Origin of the sequence: Pseudomonas rubra (genome assembly GCF_028656935.1) — a bacterium.
GTDB classification, from domain to species: domain Bacteria; phylum Pseudomonadota; class Gammaproteobacteria; order Pseudomonadales; family Pseudomonadaceae; genus Aquipseudomonas; species Aquipseudomonas rubra.
Genome location: NZ_JAMDGZ010000014.1, coordinates 113559 through 137020, shown reverse-complemented (window position 1 = coordinate 137020; position 23462 = coordinate 113559). Strand labels below are relative to the sequence as shown.

Below are 23462 nucleotides of genomic sequence, written 5' to 3'. Positions count from 1 at the left end.
ATCAGCCACTGAGGTGTTGCAGCTCGCGGCGCACCATGGCCGCGTACTCGGGCGGGCTCAATGTGTAGAGCTCTGTGGCGACCCAGTCGAACCAGGCAGCCTGCAGGCGCGGACGCTCGGCAAGCCATTGCTCGGCCAAGGCACGTGCATGGGCCTGGTGCCGGGCATGAAAGTCAGCACGACGGGTACGCTCGACAGGCTCGTTCACTCGCTGGCCTTGAAAGTGGTCAGCTCACCCTTCTGCCATTTGGCAACCTTGCGGGTCACAGCCTTGAGCGTCTTGCTCAACCCTTCCTGCAACTGCTCATGGGCAGCAAACACCAGCACCACACCTTGCCCTTCTTTGAACACGATGCCTTCGCCTTCGGGCACCGATACAAAGGCGTAGTCGCCCAGGCCATAGACCGTCAGTTTTATTTCACGAAAGCGGATTTCCAGCTTGCCACCTTCGCGGCTGGGCAACACTGCGGCGCGAAAATGATCGCCGACCTTGAGCTCCAGTCGCTGCTTGTCGTCCACCACCAATGCGGCTGCAGTATCGATCTCAGCCATGTAAAGGCCTTCCGCGCTCTGTTCAGTGACATAAACAAAACGCGATTGAAACTGTTTGACCAGTTTCGCCCTGAGGTCGCCCAGAACAAACAGGGCATGTGTATCCAGATTGCTGACTGCCAAAGAAAAATTCCTCAAAAACCGATTACACGCCGCTCCCCCAGTGGGCCGCAAGGCAGCCACAGGGCAGCGGTACTTCAATTCGAAGTCCGAAAGACTAGTAGATTTGTGCATGAAAAGTCTGTGCAGACCGGCAAAGCAACCCGCAGGAATCTTTACCCAATGCTGCAAGCTATCGTCAGCTTGCAGATTTTCAGTAGATTTCCTTAAACGTAGAAGCTTTTTCTGACAGCACTATCGCAATAAAAGTGCGATAGATGAGAGCAAGCCCTTCACCAGGGCGGGCTCCTGATCATCATCCATAGTACACAGGGAAGTGAATATGCACGAAAACACCGAATTGCGTCGAGAGCCTAAAGGCGTTTCCTACCTAGAGTATACAGTTCACTCACCCGACAGCACCCCACGCTTTGTCGTGGTGGCGGCCGGTATCGGCTTCTTTCACATCACCGAGCAAGCCACCGGGCGCGTCCGCGGCTTTCGCCGCGAACATACCGAAGCCTGCGCCCTGGCCCGTCATCTGGAAAATTGACCACGCCCTGGCTCAACCGGCCTGACGCGCAGTAACGGGCCAGACCACCCCACACAAAAGCGCCTCAGGCTGCTACCGCCTGCTGCGGCCGATAACCCAAACGCAAGCCACCCCAGTGCCGGCCTTGCACCTGGATCGGTACCGAGAGGTCATGCATCAGCTCACCGGTATCGCGGGTATAGGTCTGCAGCAGCACGGCCTGCTGGTGGCTGCCACAACGAATACCTGTACGGTCGTCGAACTTGCGCTTGCTACGGTTGTGCGCGGTATCCACGGCTTGATCGCCGGTCAAGGGTTGATTGAAAGCATTGTTGTGAGTAGGCACATAGCCCTGCGGGGTACAGGCAATGGCAAACACCAGGCCGTCATGCTGGGTGAGCAACGGCTCCTGGATTGGCGGCAGGATCTGGTCGGTGTACTGGTCAAAGCGGGTCCGGTAGCGCGCCGGGGCAGTACCCGGCAGCTGCTGGTAATGCCGGTCAAACAGGTCTTCGAGGCTGATCCGCCCCTGGGCGATATCGGCCTCGAACTTCGCGGCAATCTGTTGTGCACCTGCCCTGGCCAGGTCATAGATGCGCTGGTGGTATTCATCCAGGCCCACCTCGGCCAAGCGCTCGCTGATGCTTTCGGCCTGTCCTTCCAGTTGCACGGCGGCCTGGGCCAGGCGTTGGGTCTGCTGATCGCTGACCTGCAGGTCGCCGCGCATGCGCGCAACCGCCTCGAACAGGCTGTCCAGTTGCAGACGATTGGTTTCGGTACCCTCGGCGATGGTGCCAATCTGCTGCTCGACCCCGGCGGTCAGCCCGGCAATGCTGTCCAGTTGCTCCCCGGTATGTTCAACCTGGTCCACACCGCGGTGCAGGTCATCCGACAGCTCGCGGATCTGCTCCACCACCTGCGCCGTTCGCTGCTGGATGTCGGCGACCATCTGTCCGACTTCTTCGGTGGCGCTGGCGGTGCGTCCGGCCAGGCCGCGCACTTCATCGGCCACCACGGCAAAGCCGCGGCCGTGATCTCCCGCCCGGGCTGCTTCGATGGCAGCATTGAGGGCCAGCAGGTTGGTCTGGCTGGCAATGGTCTGAATCACCAGGGTGACCCGGGCAATGTCTTCGCTGCGCTGGTGCAACGCCTCGATCAACTCGCGGCTGGCAGTAGCCCGAGCACTCAGGTGATGCATGCGCTGGATCGATTCGGCCAGCACGTTGCGCCCGTTGGCGCTGCTTTCATGAGCGCTGCGGGCAGCGACCAGCGCTTGCTGGCTGAGCTGCGAGGTGGCCTTCTCTGTGCCAATCATCACTTCAGCATTGCTGACAATCTGCGCAGCGGAATCCAGTTGCGATTGCAGCTTGTCCGCCAGTTGCTTTACCGAAAATGCAACGCCGGCTGCCGACAAGGCATTATGGCTGGTGGTACGAGACAGGTCGCGGGTAAGCTCGGCCAGAGGATCGCTGAGCACCTGCGCTGCCCGTGCGGGTTTGCGCAGGCGGGGCAGCCACAGCGCCAGCAAGGCCAGCGGCAGGACGAGATAAAACGAAAGCCCGGCAAAGGCCGTAGCCGCCAGCAACCCCGCCAGCACCACACTCTGCAACAGCGTGTCTGACCACGGCGCAATACTCAACGGCGCAGATTGTCCTTCAACCACGGCGCCGGGCAGAGATCCTTCTCGCAACATGTTATGGCTCCAGTGCAGCACATCGTTACTGTCCGGCCATTTAACGCCACTATTAGGCCATTAGCCATGCTTCCTTGAGTGTAAGACTGCAGCCATTGATGCAACGCAAGAAAAACAAAACCCCCGAAGATCGCTCCCCGGGGGTTTTGTCTGACACCTGCGCAGGTCAGGCCTGGCGCTGGTGCTTGTCGATTTGCTCGTGGCGCTCTTGCGCTTCGATGCAGTATTTGGTGGTAGGGCTGATCAGCAGGCGCTTGAGGCCGATCGGCTCGCCGCTGTCGTCGCACCAGCCAAAGCTCTCGTCGTGGATCCGGCCCAGGGCCATTTCCAGTTGCGGCAGCAGACGCTGATCACGGTCGATCGTGTTGACCAACCAGTGGCGCTCTTCTTCAACCGAGGCGGCGTCGGCAGGATCGGCAGGCGTGTCCAGGCTTTCGATGGTTACACGGCTTTGCTCGATGCGCTCATGGATCTCGACCTTCATCGACTGCAACAGCCCGGTGAAGAAAGCCAATTGCTCAGCGTTCATGTAGTCATCGGCCGGCATGGCCAGCAACTTTTCCTTTGTCATTGATTTCTCTATAAAAAATACGTGCATTAAGGCGAATCGGGTGCTCCTGGCGAACAGCGCGCCAACAGCGGAATTCTTCAAGCACCATCCGGCACTCAATTTACAGGGGGCGGCAGTCTAAGGCCGAGATTCACACTGGGCAACAGAAATGACGGTGGATTTGACCGAAAAGGTGCCAATGGTCCTCTCCTGGCGCTGGTTTATAACAAAAAAACCGCGTCGTAGGCGCTTTCTCGGGGACAGACGGTAGCCCTCCCACAAAAACCTTGTAACAAAGATCCTCGTGTCGGAGCAACTGGCTCAGCAACGCCGGGTACTACTCCAGTACCACCGTGCAATCGGCCTTGCACTGTTCAATCAGCATTCCACCCGCTACCAACCATTGGAGTGACTGCATGATCACGGATGACCATACCCAACGACTTGCCCGCAATATCAACCTGCCTTGCGCTGTCGCCAAGCGTTTCGACGCCCGCCCGCTGCTGTTCGAAGTGGCCGGTCTGGTGCTGCTGGAGCAATGGTCAGACTATCAACTGGACGCTGCGCTCAACCCGGTCAACCTGTTCATCATCAGCCCTAGGACGACACCGGCGAGCCCCTGGATTCGCCCACTGAACTATCTGCTGGTCGAGCGCTACTGCCACAGGCAAACCCTGAACCTGACCCCAGGGGAGGATTTTGTCAGCTACCAGGCGAATGCCGATCTTGCCTGGCAAGTCGATGTTGACCTGTCCAGGCTCGAACAGTTAATCAACGAGTGTGGCCCGCTGCTCATCGAGCGCTACCAACAAACACTGGTCGACTTCTGGTGTTACGATGACCAGAGCGGGCAGAGCCCCTGGCAGTGGTACAGTGCTTTTCTGCAAACCCAGCTACAAAACGCGATCAGCGCCGGAGTTCGCACTGCCAACCTCAGCAGTGCCCAAGCCGCCACTGCGCAATTGCTCAACATTTACCCCCGGAGCCAGGATCGCGAGCGCTATAACAATACGCTGCACATGAAGGTATATGCGCTTGATGTCGACCTGCCGGCGTTAAGTACCATGGACACCGATCTTGCCTGTGCGGTGATGATCGAACAGGCCGATCCACCCTTCAAGCGCTCGTTCAGCCTGCTGTACACCTTTCTCGGCGACTTGGTAAGCTTTGACTCACGCCAGGCGTTTCTGCAAATCCTCGGGCGGCAATGGCCACAACGTCTGGCGCAGTGGGTGCCCGCTGTCACCCTCACGCCATCACAGGGCCAGGTGTTCGAAAACCAGGCTCGTGGACTGTTGTCACATCAATTACGACTGCTCCAGGCGATCGGCGCAGGATACCGGTCGCGCCAAAATGCCCTGGAATTGGCGCTGTCGCTGGATCGGGTAACCTCGATGCTGGACATGTGCAGCGCCGCCGAACAATCGTACCGTGAACTGCTGGCAGCACAGCTCCCAGCCTGGATCCGTGATGCCGACAGTGCCCAAGCGATTCGCTTCAGTGGCATGCTGATCGAAGTCGCCCGGGCAACCCGAGACAGTAAGGACCAGTCCTGGCTCGATGGCATCGAGGATTTCCAGGCCTATGCCTTCACGCAACTGGCCGCCCGTATCAGCGCGGATCATCCCGATTCGCTACTGGCGGTGCACGATGTGGTAGTACGCAATTATCAAGTGCTGGGCGCTGCCGTGCCCGGTCAAGAGGCGGTGATTACCGACGGCAGCGTCAGGCTCGTCGAGTATTCCCTGGCACAACTGGCAATCGGCAATTTAGGGCTGCTCAAGTCTGGAAAAGTCGAACTGCGCACTGGCAGTGGCGTGGCCCTGCCCCCCTGGATGGATGAACGCTACCTGCGTGAACTGGTCACGGCCCTGGATGTGGGGACCAGCTATCCGCAAATGCTCAAGCAAAAGCTATTAGACGATCAAGCACAGCGCCAGACTCGTGGACGCCTGTTCTCCAACCAGCTACAGGCGCAGTTGCCTGCCAAAGTCATGGAGATGCACCTGCGTAATCAGGGAATCAGCCTGCCAGGTGTCGACGCCGTGGCCCGGATGCTCCAGCCCGCACTCAATACCGAGCAACCAAACTGGGTGCTGCGCCCGCTGGGATTGGTGCGCGAGCCGGGCGCTGACGCGGACCTTGTCCTTAATACCTGGCTGATCGAAGCAGAACAGCCTAGAGCGACCCTATGCCTGCTGTATCGCCCCCTGCATGTCGACAGCCTGCTCGAGTACCCGGATCGCTTGGCGTTGCTGGTTGCCATTGCAACCCCCGGGGCACTACAAAACGACCTGCTCTGCCGCTTGCCCAGTAGTGTTCGCGCTATCTACGCCCACGGTGGGTTTCGCGAGCCACACCTGTTTTTTCCACTGGATGACACCTTCGCGGTACCGCATGGCACACCTGCGCCTGTCACCCTGGCGCTGACACCTGCCAGCAGCGACCCGGGCCTGGACATTTATCTGGCCAGTGCCAACGAGAGCGTCCAACGCGCGCAAAACCAATCCAGCAGTAACGCCGAGGCCCGCTGGACCCGTTGGACCGAGCTGGGCGCCCTGCTGTTCAACAGCCTCTTGCCACTGGCCACCGGCCCCTTGGCCAAGGCTGCCTGGCTGCTGCAAATGGAGCTCGACCTGGCGCAAGTCCTGAACCCGGACAACGACAATACGCTGACTCGACATGCGAGTCTGGTCAACCTACTGGCCAGTGTCTCCGTGCTGGCATTTGGCCATGAAGTCAAACGCATTGCGCGCTTCCATCAGCCCACTCTCCCGGCCTCGCCGAACACCGCGCAAAAACCTGCGGCGATCTTGCTCGACAACCCAAGCGCACAAACCCTGCTGGATTTCAGCTGGTCGCGCGCCACCCCTGTGCTCAGTACCGAACAGCAGGCGGCACTGGCCGGATTGCGCGCGCAGACGCTCCCGGTTTCGTTGGGCCAGCCCATCGAAACCGGACAATGGCGTGGTCTGTATCTGCAGGATGACCAGTTCTGGGTTGCGCTTGACGGCGCCGTCTACAACACCGTGCTTGACCCTGAGGTCGGGCAGATGCGCATTGTCGGCCCGTCCAGCTCTGAGTTGCCCGGTCCATTTCTGGCACGCGATGACCTCGGCCGCTGGCAGCTGGACCTGAAGTTGCGCCTTCGCGGCGGAGCACCGATGCCAAAGAAGATCCAACAACTGCGCCAAGCCAATGCTGCTCGCAGGGATGCCCTGCTCCGCCAGCTACAGGAAGAAGTGGCCTATATACAGGCGCAGTCGCAACAGGCCAAAACCGCGATCATGGCGCTCAACCCGGAGACCACGGAACTGCAACTCAACACCTTGCTTGAACAACAGAAGGCCTATTGCACCTACTTGGACAAGCACCTGCAGACCCTGGAAGCCTGCAACGAACTCAACGTATTGGCCAACTACAAAGTCGTGAAGGCGGAGGCGGTGTTTCAGCAGAAGCAGAACGCTCAGATCATGTATCTGATCCTCGAACTTCTGCACAGGCCCCTGCGCCAGCAACTGATAGCGATGATTGAGCAACAATCCGAAGGAGGGCAACCGAGTGCACAGCCTGGCAAGCTACTGGACAAGATCGCCCCATTACTGGATCAGTTGGTGACCACCAGCCAAAGCCTGGCCCGCAGTCACGAGCAACTGACGCGACTGGCCAGCCTCAGCCAACCAAGGATCAAGCAGTTACTGGAAACCAGCAACAGGACACTGCCGCCACCCTACTTTGCACTACGTTGGCAGCGGTTGCGTATCGAACTGGCAAGCAACCGCCTGATACTGCTCCAGCAACTGGATATGGAGGCCTACTATTGGCTGGAACGTTGCTGGGACAACCTCGAGTTAGCCATGCGCCAGCATCGTGAACACACCAGCACAGCAGCGCTTGGCGAAGAGCTGCAGGTTCGGTTGCTCAAGACCAGCCGCCGCTTGCTGCACACCGCCCGCCGGCAATTGGGCAACCTCGAACAACTGCTGACCCAGGCCGACGCCATTGCCGCGACCCGGGTCATCAGCGCCGACCTCGACAGCTTGAGCGGACTTGTCCAGCAGGCCCTGGATGATCTTCCCGATTACCCTGAGCAAAATACCCTGCAACAGTTGCGCATCCATCAACCCTCTCTGGTCGAACGCGAGAACGACGGCCTGCTGCTAGGCGCCGCGCAAGCCGATAGCGAAGTGGCGACTATCGCCCAGCGCCTGCAAGACACCACGCTAGAGGCGCCGACCAGCAGCGCCAGCACTGCTGAAAAAGGCGCCATCGACCGACAGGTCGCCGCGCTGCTCGATCGCGGCAAGCGCCAGCTCAAGCTCGCCAGCAGCGAACTCGAACGCCTGCGAGCCGGTAGCATCGGTCAATATCTGCCGATCGAGGTCGAAGAGATTCTCGAGCGTCGGCGCCAAGGGTTGCTCGAACACCGCGAAGCCATCGAGCGAACCCTGACCCGGGGCAATCAAACTGACCTGGCAAGTGGTGACGCGGATGCCGCTCAAACGAGCAAAGCACTCGACCAGCAGGCTTGGTTGCTGAAAACTTCGGCCAAAGCGCTGCGTATTCGCCTTGCCCTTGAGCAAAAGCCACGCATGAGTGAAGTGCAGTATTTGCTCGACGAGGGCGCGGTGACGGTAGAAAAATTGCAAAGCCGCAAGGTCCTTGACCGATCAGGGCGGCCGCAGGATTACCTCGATGAGTACGTCATCAAGCACAAGGACAAGGCGCTGTGGTACGCGCACTTTCACTACCCCAAGGCCGACAGCGTGGTCACCCACTTTACTGCAGGGCACCTGAAGACCGCTGCGCAGCGTTACAGCCAGGGGCAAACCCTCCAGGACGGCAAAGGCCAAAGCGTCGAGGTCTATCGTTCCCCCATCAGCCTGGCCGCAGCGCAGAAGTGTTTCTTCAAACCGTGACCCCATCAGGGGCGCTGCAAGCAGCGCCCCTGTGCCTTCAGCGGTCCTTGAACTGCGCCTCACGCTTGGCGATAAATGCCGCCATGCCTTCCTTCTGGTCCTCGGTGGCAAACGCCGCATGGAACACCCGACGCTCGAACCGCACGCCTTCGGCCAGGTTGACCTCGAAAGCACGGTTGACGCTTTCCTTGACCATCATGGTCATCGGCACCGACTTGCTGGCGATGGTTGCCGCCACCTTCAGCGCCTCTTCGAGCAGCTCCGCCTGCGGCACCACCCGCGCCACCAGGCCGGCACGTTCGGCTTCCTCGGCGCCCATCAGGCGGCCGCTCAGGCACAGTTCCATGGCCTTGGCCTTGCCCACCGCGCGGGTCAGGCGCTGGGTGCCACCCATGCCCGGCAGTACGCCGAGGTTGATTTCCGGCTGGCCGAACTTGGCGTTGTCGGCGGCGAGAATGAAGTCGCACATCATCGCCAGTTCACAACCGCCGCCCAGGGCAAACCCGGACACCGCAGCGATGATCGGCTTGCGCCGGTTGGCGATGCGGTCGGCGTCGCTGAACAGGTCGTCTACGTAGATCTGCGGGTAGCGCAGGTCAGCCATTTCCTTGATGTCGGCGCCAGCGGCGAAGGCCTTGGCCGAGCCGGTCAGTACCACGCAACCTATGCTCGGGTTGGCTTCGAGCTGGTCCAGGGCCTGGTTGATTTCGCCAACGATTTGCGCGTTCAGGGCATTGAGCGCCTGGGGGCGATTGAGGGTGATCAGGCCGACCTTGCCGCGGATCTCCAACAGAATGGTTTCAAATGACATGCAAGCTGCTCCCTTCAAAGATTGCGCGCAATGACCATGCGCTGAATATCGCTGGTGCCTTCGTAGATCTGGCAGACCCGCACATCGCGGTAGATGCGCTCCAGCGGAAAGTCGCTCAGATAGCCATATCCGCCCAGGGTCTGCAAGGCATCCGAACAGACCTTTTCGGCCATTTCCGAGGCGAACAGCTTGGCCATCGAGGCTTCGACCAACGCCGGACGCCCGGCATCACGCAGCGCCGCAGCATGCAAGACCATCTGCCGAGCCACGGCAACACGGGTGGCCATGTCGGCCAGACGGAAAGCCACCGCCTGGTGCTCGATCAGCGGCTTGCCAAAGCTCTCGCGCTCGCGGGCATAGTCACGCGCCACCTCGAATGCGGCGCGGGCCATACCCACCGATTGCGAGGCGATGCCGATGCGACCACCTTCCAGATTGGCCAGGGCAATCTTGTAACCTTCGCCCTCTTCCCCCAGACGGTTGGCCACGGGCACGCGCACGTTCTCGAAAACGATCTGGCAGGTGTCGGAGGCGTGCTGGCCGAGCTTGTCCTCGACCCGCGCCACCTGGTAACCGGCTGAATCGGTGGGTACGATAAAGGCACTGATGCCACGCTTGCCCGCTGCCGGGTCGGTCACGGCAAACACGATCACCACCCCGGCATTCTGCCCGGAGGTGATGAACTGTTTGCAGCCATTGAGCACGTAGTGATCGCCCTCACGGCGGGCACGGGTCTTCAGGCTGCTGGCGTCGGAGCCGGCTTGCGGTTCGGTCAGGGCGAAGGCGCCGAGCATCGCGCCGCTGGCCAGTGGCGTGAGGAACTGTTGCTTTTGTTGCTCGTTGCCGAACTTGAGGATCGGCACACAGCCTACCGAGTTGTGCACGCTCATGATGGTCGAGCAGGCACCATCGCCAGCAGCGATTTCTTCCAGAGCCATGGCATAGGCGACATAACCGGTATCACTACCACCCCACTGTTCTGGCACCAGCATGCCGAACAGGCCCAGCTCGGCCATCTCCTGGATGGCCTCTTTCGGGAAGCGGTGCTCGCGGTCCCACTGCTCGGCAAACGGCCGCAAGCGCTCTTGGGCGAACTGGCATACCGCATCACTGATTTGCTGTTGTTCGTCATTGATAAGCATGGTGCACCTCAGTACAGACACTCGACGGCCATGGCCGTGGCTTCACCACCGCCGATGCAGATGGCGGCAATACCGCGATGCAGACCCTTCTGGCGCAGGGCAGCCAGCAAGGTGACCAGAATGCGCGCGCCCGAAGCACCTATCGGGTGGCCCAGGGCGCAGGCGCCGCCATGCACGTTGACCTTGTCGTGCGGCAGGTCCAGGTGCTTCATGGCCGCCAGGGTGACCACGGCGAACGCCTCGTTGATTTCAAACAGGTCGACTTCGGCCAGGTTCCAGCCGGTGCGTTTGATCAGCTTGTCGATAGCACCGATTGGCGCGCTGGGGAACAACGCCGGGGTGTCGGCAAACGCCGCATGTCCGTGGATCACCGCCAATGGCTTCAAACCCTGTTTCTGCGCCTGGGAACGGCGCATCAGCACCAGCGCCGCAGCACCGTCAGAAATCGAGCTGGAGTTGGCCGCGGTCACCGTGCCCCCGTCGCGGAACGCCGGCTTGAGCTGCGGAATTTTATCCAGGCGGGCCTTGGGCGGCTGTTCGTCGTCGCTGATCAGGCGCTGGGTCTTGCCCTCGGTGACTTCAACCGGAACGATCTCACTGGCAAAGTTGCCGTCCTTGATCGCCTGCTGGGCACGGGTCAGCGAGGCGATGGCGAAGTCGTCCTGTTGCTGACGGGTAAAACCATTGTGCTCGGCGCAGTCCTCGGCAAAGGTGCCCATCAGACGGCCCTTGTCGTAGGCATCTTCGAGCCCGTCGAAGAACATATGGTCGATGATCCTGCCATGGCCCATGCGGTAGCCGCTACGTGCCTTGTCCAGCAGGTAGGGGGCGTTGGACATGCTCTCCATGCCACCGGCCACCACCACGTCGGCGCTGCCGGCCAGCAGCAGGTCATGGGCCATGATGGCGGCCTGCATGCCCGAGCCGCACATTTTGTTCAGGGTGGTGCAGGTGGTGCCTTTGTTCAGGCCGGCGCCCAGGGCGGCCTGGCGCGCCGGAGCCTGGCCCAGCCCTGCGGGCAGCACGCAACCGAACAGCACTTGTTCGACGCTGTCCGCGGCGACACCGGCACGCTCGACGGCGGCGCGAATCGCGGCAGCGCCCAGTTGCGGCGCGGTGAGGCTTTTCAGGTCGCCCTGCAGGCCGCCCATGGGCGTGCGCACGGCGCTGACGATTACGATGGGATCATTGGCGAGGGTCATGTCTATCTACTCCGAAAATTACTTGGCAGCCATGCGCAAGGCACCGTCGAGACGGATCACCTCACCGTTGAGCATGCTGTTTTCAATGATGTGACGGGCCAGCGCGGCGTACTCATGCGGGCGGCCCAGGCGTGGCGGGAACGGCACCCCGGCGGCCAGCGAGTCACGCACTTCCTGGGTCATGCCGGCCATCATCGGGGTCTCGAAAATACCCGGGGCGATGGTCATTACACGGATACCGAAACGCGCCAGCTCACGGGCCGCCGGCAAGGTCAGGCTGGCGATCGCACCCTTGGAAGCGGCGTAGGCGGCTTGGCCGATCTGGCCGTCGTAGGCGGCAATCGAAGCGGTGTTGATGATCACCCCGCGCTCACCGTCGGCACCCGCCTCGCCCTCGGCCATGGCCGCTGCGGCCAGGCGCAGCAGGTTGAAGCTGCCGATCAGGTTGACGTTGATCACCCGGCTGAAGCTGTCCAGGCCATGGGGGCCATTCTTGCCCAGGACTTTTTCGGCGCCGACAATACCGGCGCAGTTGATCAGCCCGTGGATGCTGCCGAAGGCGCTAACGGCAGCATCGATCGCCGCCTTGGCCGCCGCTTCCTGGCTGATGTCGGCCACTGCGAACTGGGCCAAGGCGCCCAGTTCACGCGCCTTGGCGGCTACGGCCTCGGCATTGAGGTCAACCAGCATCACCCGGGCTCCAGCCTCGATGAGCATCTGTGCGGTGGCAGCGCCCAGCCCGGAGGCTGCGCCGCTGACGATGAAGTTATGATTGGCAATCTGCATGATGATCGTTCCTCTGGCGCGGGCGTTTCAGGCCTGCACGGCTTGTTGTTTGGCTATTTCCTGATTGCGCAGGATGAAACGCTGCAGCTTGCCGCTCGGGGTCTTGGGCAGCTCGCTGACGAATTCGATTTCCCGTGGATAAGCGTGGGCATAAAGGCGTTGACGCACGTGCTGCTGCAAGGCTTCGGCGAGCGCCTCGCTGGCTTGCTGGCCCTTGGCGAGCACCACAAAGGCTTTGATCAGTTCAGTACGCTGCGGGTCCGGCTTGCCGACCACCGCCGCTTCAATCACCGACGCATGTTCTATCAGCGCGCTCTCGACATCGAAGGGGCCGACCCGATAGCCGGAGGTGGTGATCACGTCATCGCTGCGGCCGACGAAGCTGATGCTGCCATCGCTATTGAGCTCGACGGTGTCGCCACTGAGGTAGTACTTGCCAACGAAGGCTTTGGTCGGCAAACCGTGGTAGCCGGTAAACCAGCACAGCGGCGACTGCTCGCGGTCGACGGCGAGAATGCCCGGCTGCCCGGCCGGCAGTTCGTTATGTTGTTCATCGAGCACGACGATGCGGTGCCCGGGCACGGCAAACCCGGCCGATCCCAGGTGCACCGGGTGCTCCAGGCCGTGGTGATTGCACAGCACCATGCCCAGCTCGGTCTGCCCGTAATGGTCGTGGATAGTCACGCCCAGCTCGTCGGCGAACCAGCGGATCACTTGCGGGTTGAGCGGTTCGCCAGCACTGCTGACCACCCGCAGACGGCCCTTGATCGGCGCACTGAATTCACTGCCGGCAGCGATCAGCAACCGATACGCGGTGGGCGAGCCGGCCAGGTTGCTGATGGCGTATTTGTTGATGACCCCGCAGGTACTTTCGACACTGAACGGGCCATCAAAAAAAGTCGTGGCATGGCCCAGCGCCAATGGCCCGGTGACCGCGTAGTACAGGCCATAGGCCCAGCCCGGATCAGCAAGGTTCCAGAAATTGTCCTGAGCACGCAGGTCGATGGCGTCGCGCATGTAGCCCTTGAAGGCGACGATCGCACGCAGCGGCACTTCCAGCGGCTTGGCCGGGCCGGTGGTGCCGGACGTGAACATCAGCAGGAACGGGGAGTCCGCCCCCAGTAGCGTGGGTTCGCACTGATCGCTGGAAGCGTTGACTGCGCGGTGAAAATCGATATCGCCAGTACCCTCGCCAGCATCCACACAGATGATCATCGGGCAACCCTGCACCTCGTCGAGCTTGGCCCGATTGAGCCGTTCGGTGACCACCAGCCGGGCCCCGGATTGCTCAAGGCGGTGTTCGATGGCCTTGGGCCCGAAGGCGGTAAACAGGGGTTGATAGACCGCGCCAATGCGCCAGGTGGCCAGCACCGTAATCAGCAGTTCGGCGGTACGCGGCATCAGCCCGGCGACCCGATCGCCAACGCCCACACCTTGGGCCTTGAGGACATTGGCCAGGCGCGCCGACGCCTGTTGCAACTGCTCGAAACTGTACTGTGCGCTGCTACCGTCGCGCCCTTCCCAGTTCAACGCAATCCGGTTGTCACCGACATGCCGGTCACAGCACTCGACACAGGCGTTTAGCGCCTCCAGGCTGCCCTGCAGCGCCTGCGCCGCACTGCGCTGGTAATTGAATCCTTTCGCGGCGCCAAGGTAATCGCCCATCGCCAGCCTCCTCGTTTTTTATTGTTGGAATCAAACGATCGATAGGAAGATAGTCGCGCCAGCGCAACACGAGGACAATGGCCAAAGCTGTCAATCTGGATGACTGGTTTGGCCGCGCAGAATGTGTTCAGCCATTGACTATTGCCTCTGCGGCCAGGGCCTCCTTGGTAAGGCGCAAATCCAGGGCCTTGAGCGTGCTCGTGCGCTCCTGTGCCAAGCTGTTCACTTGTGCCAGGTAGTCGCCGTCGCTCAGGCTTGCCTGCTGCTCGGTCAGGGTATCCAGCCGATCGTGAAAGGGCTGCTCGGTACGGCTGTAGAGCTCGGCATGAGCCTGGTGCAGCGCTTCCAGCCAGAAATCGCGCTCGCTGATGTAGTCAGCCAACCCCTCGCCCGCCTGTGCCTCACGTACGCTACGGGCGGCTTCGGCCAGTTGTTCTGCACTGACACCAGCTACCGTGGCGAACTGCAGGGTGCGCGGCTGCCCCGGCAGCTCCAGCTCCGCTGCCAGGCCGCTGCGATAGGCAAGGCTCACTTCGATTTCGTCGACATCACGCCCGTCAGCCCGGCGGGCGGCGATGTCACCCTGGGCAAATTGCTCCACCTGCTCCAGGCGAAACAGCCGACGCGCCAGGGACAGAAGCACCGCCTGTTCCTCGCCAGGACTGCTGCGTTGCAGGGCACGGGCCATGTATACCTTGACCTCCAGGGCACTGAAACAGTTTGCCACGCTGTCGACGCAGGTTCGGGGGCTAGCCGCCAGTTCGAACAGCTCGTGGCGCAACTGGCTATTCTCCTGCGCCGCGTCGATCATCTCCCATACACGGCGGTCCAGGTCTTGGCGCGCCAAGCGAAAGTCGCTGGTCCCGGTCAATTCGGCCAGCACCTGGAAAAAATCCGCACTGTGCGCCTCCTCGAACAATTGATCCCATTGCTCGCCCCGGCGCCCTTGCTCATCGCTCGCCAGCGATTGCAGCCAAAGTTCCCGAGCAGGGGTCACTTGTACTGGGGCTGGGGGCGCGTCCTGGCCTAGAAGACGCTGCCAGGTTTCCTCCGACAACGGGTTACCCGCCAGGCTCAGTTGCTCGCGAAACGCCATTGGTGCATCGATTAGCTCCTGCGGCAGCTCAGTGATGTTATTGCCCCGCAGGTCCGCATATTCCAGAAAGGTCCTGCTGAGCAAGCTCGCCGGCAAGCTCTGCAAGTTGGCCTGCCTGAGCGACAGTTCGCGCAAACGATGCAGCGAGTGCAGGTCCAGACGGGTCGACCCCAGGGGATTGTGACTCATGTCGAGCAACCGTAACTGGTGCAGGGCGCCGATGCGCTCCACTCCTGGTCCATCCAGGCGGATGCGGTTGTTCCCCAGGCGCAGTTCGCGCAGCGAGGTCAGGTAGTTCAAGCCCTCCGGCACCCGGCGCAGTTCGTTGTTGCTCAGGTTCAGCCAGCGCACCTTGCTGAAGCGTTGCAGAAAGACTGCGGGCACGTCCTGCAGGCTGAGGTTGACCAGCACAAGATCGGTGACATGGGAAAAGTCAGCCACTTGTGGCAACTCTGGCAAGTGGCCCACCCTCGTACCAATCAGACTCAGACGCATGCCTAATTGACGACCGCTGCCATCGGTCAGCAGCTCACCCTGAAAGCGCCAACAACGCCGCAGCTCATCGGCGACCAACCGGCGACCAACATTGCGCTGCACACCCGCAGCGGCCCATCGCGACAGGTGGTAATCAAATTCGCGATACGCCGCTTCATGGCGCAGCAACGCCTGAAAAGCACTTCCCGGGGTCTCATGCAACCGGCTCAAGAAACGGCTCACCTGTTGCTCGTCCAGCCCCGGATACAGGCTGCGCACTCTGTCGCGGATGGTCATGCGTGACGGGCTGCTGGTTCTGTTGCCGCGGCCACTGAGCAGGTAACCCACACGGCCATCCTCCAGGCGTTGCCCCGGATTGAACCACCGACGGGCTTTTGGCCACCCCAACAAGTGCACCAATTGCCGACGCGAGCGGGGTAACCAGGCTTGCAGATCGCTTCGCAATTGCTGCACCGGGTGTGCTCCAGCCCACCCCAGACGTTGTCGATGCGCCAAGGGTAATAGCGCGATCAACACTTCGTACAAATCCATCGGTTCGACAAGATCCAGGTCCAGCTCTACGCCTTGATGATCATATAGCTCAACCCAACCGGCATGACGGACCAGTATCCTGAGCTCCGAACGGTCGCGTTCAGGATACATGCGTGTAACCCGACGTCCGATAGCAGAGCCTTCACGCCATTCAAGGTTGAGGCTCTGCGGCCAGTCGGCCTTTTGCCGCAACAGTGCAAACACCAGTTCAACTGTCTCTGACGCAAAACTGTTGTTCAGGTAAACCCCTTCCAGTGCCCGGTTTAATCGAGCCACCCGTAACAACGACCGTGCCTGCTCCGCCAATGCCAAAGGCAGGCGCGAACGCTGTTGCAGGTGCACACGTTGGCCATCGTCAGCCTGCTGCAACAGTGCCAGCGCGTAGGGGTCTGACAAGCCTGGGAAGAAGCGTTTGAAGGTCGCAAGCAACGGGTCGCGGCGTAAATAAACTTGGGAGAAATGCGCCATCAGTTTTTCTCGCAACGCTGGCACCTGGGCCAGCACCTGCGCCCGCCCGTCGGGATCTGACAAGGCAGAGGCACCGACCTCATCCAGGCAATAGGCATGCATCTGCGGGTCGGGCACCACCTCTGGCAAAGACAACTGCCCAAGGTACATCTCAATGCGGGCGTCCACGCTGAATCGCTCCAGGGTATCGCGCAGGCTCACCGGCAAAACACGGTTTTCCACCAGCAGGCCGCGCAACTGCTCCTCGTCGACGTCAGCCACGTGCAATATCTGCGTGATCCGGGTCTCATCCAGCGCCGCTGCCTCGGGCCATAGATGCTCCAGCAGCCTTACACCGCCCTGCCACTCCAAGGGCCGCTGGTAAAGCAGGCGCCAACCGCGCTCACCGTTAAACTGCAGCGCGGGCGCAAAACCGCCACGCCCCCTGGAGTCAAGCAGCCGCCATGGACTCAGGGCATCTGCCTGTCCTACTTCATAAGTCACGCCCTGGTCTTGCCACCAATAGCGCCCCTCAAGACCCAATAGGCCATTGTCCAGACGCTTGGCCGTGGCCGGTACCGCGTCGACCTGAAACGAGCTCAGGTCATACAGCCAAAGGCGCGTGGCCTGATCAAGCGAGGTAACCGGCTGCATGCGTTCAACGGTACTGCTGCGAACAAAGCCGCGCGCAATCAGGTGACTCGCGCCAACCTGGGCCGCGCTGATCGCCACGGTTTCGGCCACGCCCAGCATATGCTCGAGCGCCTCATGACGGCGACCACGTGCCCAGCCGGCAACACCCTCGAAGACCTCGGCCAGGGTTTGCCCCACCACCTGCCCCACCAGTAGTACGCCCAAGGCCGGAACGAACAGCCCCGCGACGTTGAGCAACACCAGCCCCACATCCTCGAAGGCGTTGATACGCGCCGTACTGGCCGCGTCATCGACATCGGCCGTCGGCACCGCCAGTAGCCGTGCATCGTCCCTGATACCTTGCAGTTGCTGGCTGGCAAGGCTGGCAAACAGATCGTTGTCGGCAAGCGAACCTGTGGGGGCCATGTCGGTATGGGCGTCCTGCAATCGCTTTTGCAAAGTGCTCATGAATGCCGGACGGTCCTTCAACCCAATCAAGCGCAGCAGGTACTGCTGGTAGCCAGGTTGCTTCACGGCAGTACCCAGGGCGGTAGCCAGGGCATACCAGGAGTCGTAGCGCCGAAGCGGCGCTTGGCTGCCCGGCAGATACACGATCACCCCTTGCACCTGAGGCCCCGGCAGTGGGCTCGGGGTAATGCCCCAGTTGCCTAGCAATTCGAACGCCAAGGCGCCCTCGACCCGGCTACTCAGCAGCTCCAACGTCAGCACCCTCACCTTCGGGCTATCGGCGTGGGTCGGAACCTGGTCATTGACGACCTTGCGTAACATCTGCAGATCTACCTGGCTGATCTGCCCCTTGAGCGCCGCGATTTCGCTGGCCAATGCCAGGCTGTGGCGCTTGTCCTGGGCCAGCGCCCGTTGCAGCATTGCGTCGAAGACTTGAGCCAGGTGCTCCTGGTAGCGTTGCCCGACATCAAGCCCTCGGCACAACCGTACAATGCCTGCAACCTTGTCGCAAAGCACCTGACCATCGCCCTCCTGCGCCACCAACGCCGTGCTTGGATAGAACGACGGGCTGTCACTGAAGTTCTGCAGCAAGCGCTGCAGCGCAGGCTGAAACTCATGGAAGAACTCGTCGTCCGGCAATTGGCCGGGGCTTACGCGGAAGCTACGCTTGACCTCGCGCCAGCGCGCCTGGCGCAGGTCAACCGAACAGGCCAGTTGCTCTCCTAACGCTTGCTCGAACAACGGTGCGGCAAAAGCGTCGAGGCGGGTCAACCTCGCCAGCGCGCCCTGTACTTGCGCCTGAGAGGCCTGGTGATGTTTGAAATGGTCTCGCAGCAAATTGATGTCCTGCGCCGATGCTTGACGCAACCAGGCAGGAAGAATCTGCGCAATGAACTCGTCACTGGCATTGTCGAGCTGGGGCGAGACAACAGGTTCGCTGGCAGATGCGGTGGGGGCCATGATGGGTTTCCTTGAACAGGTGGAAACCATCAACACTGTGCCATTGCCACTCGCCCTGGCAGGGGGAAAGCAGACCCCAGGTCAGTCGTTGACCCCTCGCTGGAGGATCAGCGTGCGGTAATGCCCTGGATTGCAGCCAAACCATTTGCGAAACGCCTTGTAGAAGGAACTGCTGTCGGCAAACCCCAGGCGCTCGGCGATCTGGGCAACGCTCAACTCGACTTCGGCAAGCCAACTGATCGCCAGCTCCTTGCGCACGCTGTCCTTGAGCCCCTGGTACGTCTGGCCTTCATCGGCCAGGCGACGGCGCAGGGTCGAGGCAGAGATACACAGGCGTTCGGCGAGACTGGCCGTTTCTGGCCAGATACAGGGCGCTATCTGACGTAAATCCTGACGGATTCGTCGCGCAAGGCTGGCAGGGTCGCGGTACTTGACCAGGATGTTACCCGGCGCTTGCGCGAGAAAACGCTGCAACTCTTGCGCTGAGCGCCTGATCGGCACATCCAGGCTGTCGGCGGCGAAAATCATCCGCGTACGCGGGCGGTCGAACTGCAAATTCTCGGAAAACATCACCCGATAATCGTCACAGAACGGCGGCTCGGCGCACCGCAGTTCGATGGCCAGGATTGGAATCCGCCGCCCGGCCAGCCAGCAGGCCACACCGTGCACAATCATCCAGAAAGTGAAGTAGGTAAAGGCCCGGCGTGGTTCGTCCTGAGGCTCGCCAATGACGATCTCCGCCAGGCTCTTCTGACGTACCAGCGCCGGCTGCAGGTGTTCGAACATCAGCCCGAGAAACGCCAGTGTCGTCTCCAGCCCTGCGCCCAGCGTGGGCTGCGTCATGGCCGCACGACACATGAAGGCCAGGCTGCCGGTACGCAGGCCGCGCGGGTCCATGCAAAAGAACTCGTCATGGCAACGCTGCGCCAGCAAGCGCCACAGTTGTGCGTAGGCACTGGCGGGCACCCGTGCATCAGCCTCATGCAACTGCCCGGGGTCGATACCCACGCGGCTGAGCATGGCCTGGCTCGGCGCACCCGGGGCGCAGCTCTGCAACAGGGCCTCGCGCACCAATTGCATGGAGATGGTGTCTTTCTCCGTCATCAGCACTGCATCGCCTTGGCTGTGTTGTTTGAGCGTCATCTTAGGGGCCTGCCCGGAAAAAACCAGCCCAGGGTCATAGTGTCGGAGCCAGGCTGAGAAAGGCCTGGATCAGGCGCAGCTCGCGGCGCCGCTCCAGGCAGCCGAGCATGTGCTGGTTGATCAGCCCGGAGGCGGCGATGGGCCGAGCCACCACCCGCGGGTCATGGCTGATTTCCACTGACGAGACAATACCGATGCCAAGCTCGGCCGCCACCGCTTCGGTCACCGCTTCACGGCTGTCCAGCTCCAGCAGCACAAGTGGCTGCACTCCCGCCTGGCCACAAGCCTGGTCAAAGGTGCGGCGGGTGATCGAGCTGGGCTCGCGCAGCACCATGATCTGCCGGTCCAGCTCGGCCAACTGCAGTTCATCTACGCTGGCCGCCCAAGGGTGTCCGGCCGGCAGCAAGGCACAGATCCGCGAGTCTCCCAGGCTTTGCAGGTGCAGGCCCTTGCGCGGCTCAACCTCGGTCAGTACCGCCACATCGGCGTGTTCCGAAAGCAATGCGGCGAGGGTTTCCTGGGCATTGCCCAGACGCAGGTTGACGGTGATGCCTGGATAGCGTGCACGCAATTGGGCCAGCATCGGCATGACCCGATGCGGGCCGTCCGCCGCCACTTCCAGGCGGCCAGTGAGCAACTGCCGGTTGGCTTCGAGCATGGCCTGCGCTTCTTCTGCCAGGCCGAACATGGCGCGGGTAATGGCCGCCAGGCGAGTACCTTCCTCGGTCAACTCGACCCGCCGTGCAGTGCGGCGCAGCAAGGTGATCTGATAGTGCTCCTCCAGGGCCTTGATATGCCCGGTGACCGCGGGCTGGCTGATGAACAGGCGGCCAGCGGCGCGGGTGAAGCTGCCCTCGCGGGCCACGGCATCGAAAGCGCGAAGCTGAAACAGGTTCATACTTATCGGCCTTACTTATGGTTGGCATAACAACAAACAATTTGATTGATGACGCACAGAATTGCAACTTAGGCCCCGTAGATTCAGCCCACCGCTTGCGAGGATTACCGGAATGAGTAACGCCCCTGTCCTGCTGACCCCCGGCCCCCTGACCACCTCGGCCCGCACCCGCCAAGCGATGATGCTCGATTGGGGTTCGTGGGACCGCGACTTCAACCAATTGACCGCCAGCCTGTGCGAACAACTGCTGGCGATCGTCAACGGCGCCGACAGCCACCACTGCGTGCCCCTGCAAGGCAGCGGCACCTTCGCCGTGGAAGCAGCCATCGGCACCCTGGTGCCGCGCGACGGCAAGGTCCTGGTGCTGATCAACGGCGCCTACGGCCAACGCCTGGCGAAGATCTGCAAGGTCCTGGGCCGTGCCTACAGCACCTTTGAAACAGCCGAAGACCAGCCGACCACCGCCGCCGACGTCGACCGTCTGCTGGGCGCCGACCGCAGCATCACCCATGTGGCGCTGATCCACTGCGAAACCAGCACCGGCATTCTCAACCCGCTGCTTGAAATCGCCCAGGTCATCGCCCACCACGGCAAACGCCTGATCATCGATGCCATGAGCTCGTTCGGGGCCTTGCCGATCGATGCCCGCGAAGTGCCCTTCGATGCCCTTATCGCAGCCTCCGGAAAATGCCTGGAAGGCGTTCCCGGCATGGGCTTCGTGTTTGCCCACAAACAGTCGCTGGCTGCCGCCGAAGGCAATTCGCCGTCCCTGGCCATGGACCTGCAGGACCAGCATGCCTACATGGCCAAGACCGGCCAATGGCGCTTCACCCCGCCGACCCATGTGGTGGCGGCGCTGCACGAAGCCCTGCTGCAATACAACGAAGAAGGCGGCCTGCCGGCCCGTCACCAGCGCTATGCCGCCAACTGCAAGACGCTGCTCGAGGGCATGGCCGCCCTTGGCCTGCGCAGCTTTCTGCCGGCCGCCATCCAGGCACCGATCATCGTCACCTTCCACGCACCGAACGATCCACGCTACCAGTTCAAAGACTTCTACGAGCGGGTCAAGGCCAAGGGTTTCATCCTCTACCCGGGCAAGTTGACCCAGGTCGAGACCTTCCGCGTCGGCTGCATCGGCTGTGTCGGCCCAGACGGGATGCAGGCTGCGGTCGATGCCGTCGCCGATGTCCTGCGGGAAATGGAAGTGCTGGACATCTGAAAACACGAATTCCTATTACCTGATCAGCGAAAACTTGCGCTCAAGGAAAACCGAACATGAACTACCGCAACCCGACGCATTTGCAAGCCGCCATCCTCGACTGGGCCGGTACCGTGGTCGACTTTGGCTCGTTCGCCCCGACCCAGATCTTCGTCGAAGCCTTCGCCGAATTCGATGTCGAAGTCTCTATCGAAGAAGCCCGGGGCCCTATGGGCATGGGCAAGTGGGACCACATCCGCACCCTGTGCGACCAGCCGCAGATCGCCGAGCGCTATCGCAAAGTGTTCGGCCGCACTCCGAGCGATGCTGACGTCACCGCCATCTACGAGCGCTTCATGCCACTGCAGATCGAAAAAATCGCCGTGCACTCGGCGCTGATCCCCGGCGCCCTGCAGACCCTGACCGGTCTGCGCCAGGAGGGCCTGAAGATCGGCTCCTGCTCAGGCTACCCAAAAGTGGTGATGGACAAGGTCGTGGCTCTGGCGGCGCAGAACGGCTACGTTGCCGACCATGTGGTGGCCACCGACGAAACCCCCAATGGCCGCCCATGGCCGGCCCAGGCCCTGGCTAACGTGATCGCCCTGGGTATCGATGACGTCGCTGCCTGCGTCAAGGTCGACGACACGGTGCCGGGCATCCTCGAAGGGCGGCGTGCCGGCATGTGGACCGTGGCCTTGGTGTGCTCGGGCAACGCCCTGGGCCTGACTTACGAAGGCTACCGGGCGCTGGCCTCGGACCAGCTCGGCAGCGAGCGCAAGCGTATCCATGGGTTGTTCGAAGGCTCGCGCCCACACTATCTGATCGACACCATCAACGAGCTGCCGGGAGTGATTGCCGACATCAACAAGCGCCTGGCGCGAGGTGAAATGCCCCAGGCGATGTAATCGCGCCATCGCGGGGCAAGTCGGGCTGCCGCCGCTCCTACAGGCAGGAGCGTCGATGCGGCGAACCGACTTGCCCCGCGATGGGCTGCCTCACTTCTGATGCCGTTCGACCCACACGGCATACTTGTCGATAAAGGTCTGCAGGAACGGCCGGGTTTTCTCCGACAGCTTGCCTTTGTCATCAAACAGCGTCCCTGCCCCGCCAATATAAGCCTCGGGCTGCTGCATGCAGGGCACATCAAGAAACACCAGCGACTGGCGCAGGTGATGATTGGCACCAAAGCCGCCCACCGCCCCCGGCGAGACACTGATCACCGCCCCTGGCTTACCGCTCCAGGCACTCTGCCCATAAGGCCGCGAGCCCACATCGATGGCATTCTTCAGCACACCTGGTACCGAACGGTTGTACTCTGGAGTGACGAACAGCACCGCGTCACTGTTGCGGATTTGCTCGCGGAAGGTCTTGTAGGCCGCTGGTGGATCGACATCGATGTCTTCGTTGTACAGCGGCAAATTTCCGATCTCGATGATCGAAAGCTTGAGATTGGAAGGCGCGAGCTCCGCCAGCGCACGGGCGACTTTGCGGTTGAGGGACTCCTTGCGCAAGCTGCCGACGACGACGGCGACTGAATACACCTGACTCATGGCAATTTCCTGTCGTGGAAAACAAAGGGAGTTGTAGGTATAGATGATCCACTGCGGGCCTGAAGTTTTTTTCCGCTCGGGCTAAACTTACC

At 61.6% G+C, this 23462-nt stretch carries 17 protein-coding genes; 4 read left to right on the top strand and 13 right to left on the bottom strand.

Annotation, left to right across the window (positions count from 1 at the left end; genetic code table 11):
- Position 1 precedes the first annotated feature (1 nt).
- Both M5G17_RS07215 and M5G17_RS07210 read right to left on the bottom strand, forming a co-directional pair.
- A complete protein-coding gene (locus tag M5G17_RS07215; protein ID WP_273892292.1) occupies positions 2 to 208 on the bottom strand; it encodes a hypothetical protein in 207 nt (68 codons plus the stop codon).
- On the bottom strand, positions 205 to 675 hold the full coding sequence (locus M5G17_RS07210) for a hypothetical protein (protein WP_273892311.1): 471 nt from the start codon (positions 673 to 675) through the stop codon (positions 205 to 207). The genes M5G17_RS07215 and M5G17_RS07210 overlap by 4 nt, the downstream gene beginning before the upstream one ends.
- Before the next feature lie 319 nt (positions 676 to 994).
- Here M5G17_RS07210 and M5G17_RS07205 point away from each other — a divergent pair, with 319 nt between their 5' ends.
- A complete protein-coding gene (locus M5G17_RS07205) occupies positions 995 to 1204 on the top strand; it encodes a hypothetical protein (protein WP_273892291.1) in 210 nt (69 codons plus the stop codon).
- Positions 1205 to 1268: 64 nt separating this feature from the next.
- Here the strand turns inward: M5G17_RS07205 and M5G17_RS07200 are convergent, their stop codons facing one another.
- Together M5G17_RS07200 and M5G17_RS07195 are read right to left on the bottom strand one after the other, a co-directional pair.
- The gene (locus M5G17_RS07200) at positions 1269 to 2498 is read right to left on the bottom strand and encodes a methyl-accepting chemotaxis protein (RefSeq protein ID WP_420793608.1); all 1230 of its coding nucleotides are present in this window, start codon (positions 2496 to 2498) and stop codon (positions 1269 to 1271) included.
- A gap of 544 nt (positions 2499 to 3042) precedes the next feature.
- On the bottom strand, positions 3043 to 3447 hold the full coding sequence (locus tag M5G17_RS07195; RefSeq protein WP_273892289.1) for a TraR/DksA family transcriptional regulator: 405 nt from the start codon (positions 3445 to 3447) through the stop codon (positions 3043 to 3045).
- A 395-nt stretch (positions 3448 to 3842) separates the two neighbouring features.
- On the opposite strand from M5G17_RS07195, the gene M5G17_RS07190 reads away from it, so the two are divergent.
- Positions 3843 to 8345: a DUF6543 domain-containing protein gene (locus M5G17_RS07190; protein WP_273892288.1), complete on the top strand. Its 4503-nt coding sequence runs from the start codon at positions 3843 to 3845 to the stop codon at positions 8343 to 8345.
- Between the two features lie 37 nt (positions 8346 to 8382).
- Here the strand turns inward: M5G17_RS07190 and M5G17_RS07185 are convergent, their stop codons facing one another.
- The 8 genes from M5G17_RS07185 to M5G17_RS07150 form a co-directional block, all read right to left on the bottom strand.
- Positions 8383 to 9156, bottom strand: coding sequence for an enoyl-CoA hydratase (locus M5G17_RS07185; protein ID WP_273892287.1), 774 nt, complete (start codon positions 9154 to 9156; stop codon positions 8383 to 8385).
- Positions 9157 to 9170: 14 nt separating this feature from the next.
- Positions 9171 to 10298 carry an acyl-CoA dehydrogenase gene (locus M5G17_RS07180; protein ID WP_273892286.1) on the bottom strand — a complete coding sequence of 376 codons (1128 nt, stop codon included), beginning with the start codon at positions 10296 to 10298 and terminating at the stop codon, positions 9171 to 9173.
- An 8-nt stretch (positions 10299 to 10306) separates the two neighbouring features.
- The gene (locus tag M5G17_RS07175) at positions 10307 to 11500 is read right to left on the bottom strand and encodes an acetyl-CoA C-acyltransferase (protein ID WP_273892285.1); all 1194 of its coding nucleotides are present in this window, start codon (positions 11498 to 11500) and stop codon (positions 10307 to 10309) included.
- 18 nt (positions 11501 to 11518) lie between these two features.
- Positions 11519 to 12286 (bottom strand): SDR family NAD(P)-dependent oxidoreductase, encoded by a 768-nt coding sequence (locus tag M5G17_RS07170; RefSeq protein ID WP_273892284.1) that lies wholly within the window; start codon positions 12284 to 12286, stop codon positions 11519 to 11521.
- Between the two features lie 27 nt (positions 12287 to 12313).
- A complete protein-coding gene (locus M5G17_RS07165) occupies positions 12314 to 13951 on the bottom strand; it encodes an AMP-binding protein (RefSeq protein WP_273892283.1) in 1638 nt (545 codons plus the stop codon).
- Positions 13952 to 14078: 127 nt separating this feature from the next.
- Entirely contained in the window at positions 14079 to 18581 is a 4503-nt protein-coding gene (locus M5G17_RS07160; protein WP_273892282.1) for an NEL-type E3 ubiquitin ligase domain-containing protein, read from the bottom strand.
- An 81-nt stretch (positions 18582 to 18662) separates the two neighbouring features.
- Entirely contained in the window at positions 18663 to 19685 is a 1023-nt protein-coding gene (locus M5G17_RS07155; protein WP_273892310.1) for an AraC family transcriptional regulator, read from the bottom strand.
- Positions 19686 to 19758: 73 nt separating this feature from the next.
- Complete coding sequence (locus tag M5G17_RS07150) at positions 19759 to 20622, bottom strand: LysR substrate-binding domain-containing protein (RefSeq protein WP_273892281.1); 864 nt, start codon at positions 20620 to 20622, stop codon at positions 19759 to 19761.
- A gap of 112 nt (positions 20623 to 20734) precedes the next feature.
- Between M5G17_RS07150 and M5G17_RS07145 the strand changes: the two genes are divergently transcribed.
- Positions 20735 to 21841 (top strand): 2-aminoethylphosphonate--pyruvate transaminase, encoded by a 1107-nt coding sequence (locus tag M5G17_RS07145; RefSeq protein WP_273892280.1) that lies wholly within the window; start codon positions 20735 to 20737, stop codon positions 21839 to 21841.
- Between the two features lie 56 nt (positions 21842 to 21897).
- Complete coding sequence (gene phnX / locus M5G17_RS07140) at positions 21898 to 22725, top strand: phosphonoacetaldehyde hydrolase (RefSeq protein ID WP_273892279.1); 828 nt, start codon at positions 21898 to 21900, stop codon at positions 22723 to 22725.
- A 90-nt stretch (positions 22726 to 22815) separates the two neighbouring features.
- Here the strand turns inward: phnX and M5G17_RS07135 are convergent, their stop codons facing one another.
- Positions 22816 to 23370, bottom strand: coding sequence for an NADPH-dependent FMN reductase (locus M5G17_RS07135; protein WP_273892278.1), 555 nt, complete (start codon positions 23368 to 23370; stop codon positions 22816 to 22818).
- Positions 23371 to 23462: the final 92 nt, after the last annotated feature.

What these genes read in the sequence shown, in the direction of transcription:
- M5G17_RS07205 (WP_273892291.1), top strand. Translation starts at nt 995, where the DNA reads ATGCACGAAAACACCGAATTGCGTCGAGAGCCTAAAGGCGTTTCCTAC.
- M5G17_RS07200 (WP_420793608.1), bottom strand. Translation starts at nt 2,498, where the DNA reads ATGATTGGCACAGAGAAGGCCACCTCGCAGCTCAGCCAGCAAGCGCTG.
- M5G17_RS07195 (WP_273892289.1), bottom strand. Translation starts at nt 3,447, where the DNA reads ATGACAAAGGAAAAGTTGCTGGCCATGCCGGCCGATGACTACATGAAC.
- M5G17_RS07190 (WP_273892288.1), top strand. Translation starts at nt 3,843, where the DNA reads ATGATCACGGATGACCATACCCAACGACTTGCCCGCAATATCAACCTG.
- M5G17_RS07185 (WP_273892287.1), bottom strand. Translation starts at nt 9,156, where the DNA reads ATGTCATTTGAAACCATTCTGTTGGAGATCCGCGGCAAGGTCGGCCTG.
- M5G17_RS07180 (WP_273892286.1), bottom strand. Translation starts at nt 10,298, where the DNA reads ATGCTTATCAATGACGAACAACAGCAAATCAGTGATGCGGTATGCCAG.
- M5G17_RS07175 (WP_273892285.1), bottom strand. Translation starts at nt 11,500, where the DNA reads ATGACCCTCGCCAATGATCCCATCGTAATCGTCAGCGCCGTGCGCACG.
- M5G17_RS07170 (WP_273892284.1), bottom strand. Translation starts at nt 12,286, where the DNA reads ATGCAGATTGCCAATCATAACTTCATCGTCAGCGGCGCAGCCTCCGGG.
- M5G17_RS07165 (WP_273892283.1), bottom strand. Translation starts at nt 13,951, where the DNA reads ATGGGCGATTACCTTGGCGCCGCGAAAGGATTCAATTACCAGCGCAGT.
- M5G17_RS07160 (WP_273892282.1), bottom strand. Translation starts at nt 18,581, where the DNA reads ATGGCCCCCACCGCATCTGCCAGCGAACCTGTTGTCTCGCCCCAGCTC.
- M5G17_RS07155 (WP_273892310.1), bottom strand. Translation starts at nt 19,685, where the DNA reads ATGACGGAGAAAGACACCATCTCCATGCAATTGGTGCGCGAGGCCCTG.
- M5G17_RS07150 (WP_273892281.1), bottom strand. Translation starts at nt 20,622, where the DNA reads ATGAACCTGTTTCAGCTTCGCGCTTTCGATGCCGTGGCCCGCGAGGGC.
- M5G17_RS07145 (WP_273892280.1), top strand. Translation starts at nt 20,735, where the DNA reads ATGAGTAACGCCCCTGTCCTGCTGACCCCCGGCCCCCTGACCACCTCG.
- phnX (WP_273892279.1), top strand. Translation starts at nt 21,898, where the DNA reads ATGAACTACCGCAACCCGACGCATTTGCAAGCCGCCATCCTCGACTGG.
- M5G17_RS07135 (WP_273892278.1), bottom strand. Translation starts at nt 23,370, where the DNA reads ATGAGTCAGGTGTATTCAGTCGCCGTCGTCGTCGGCAGCTTGCGCAAG.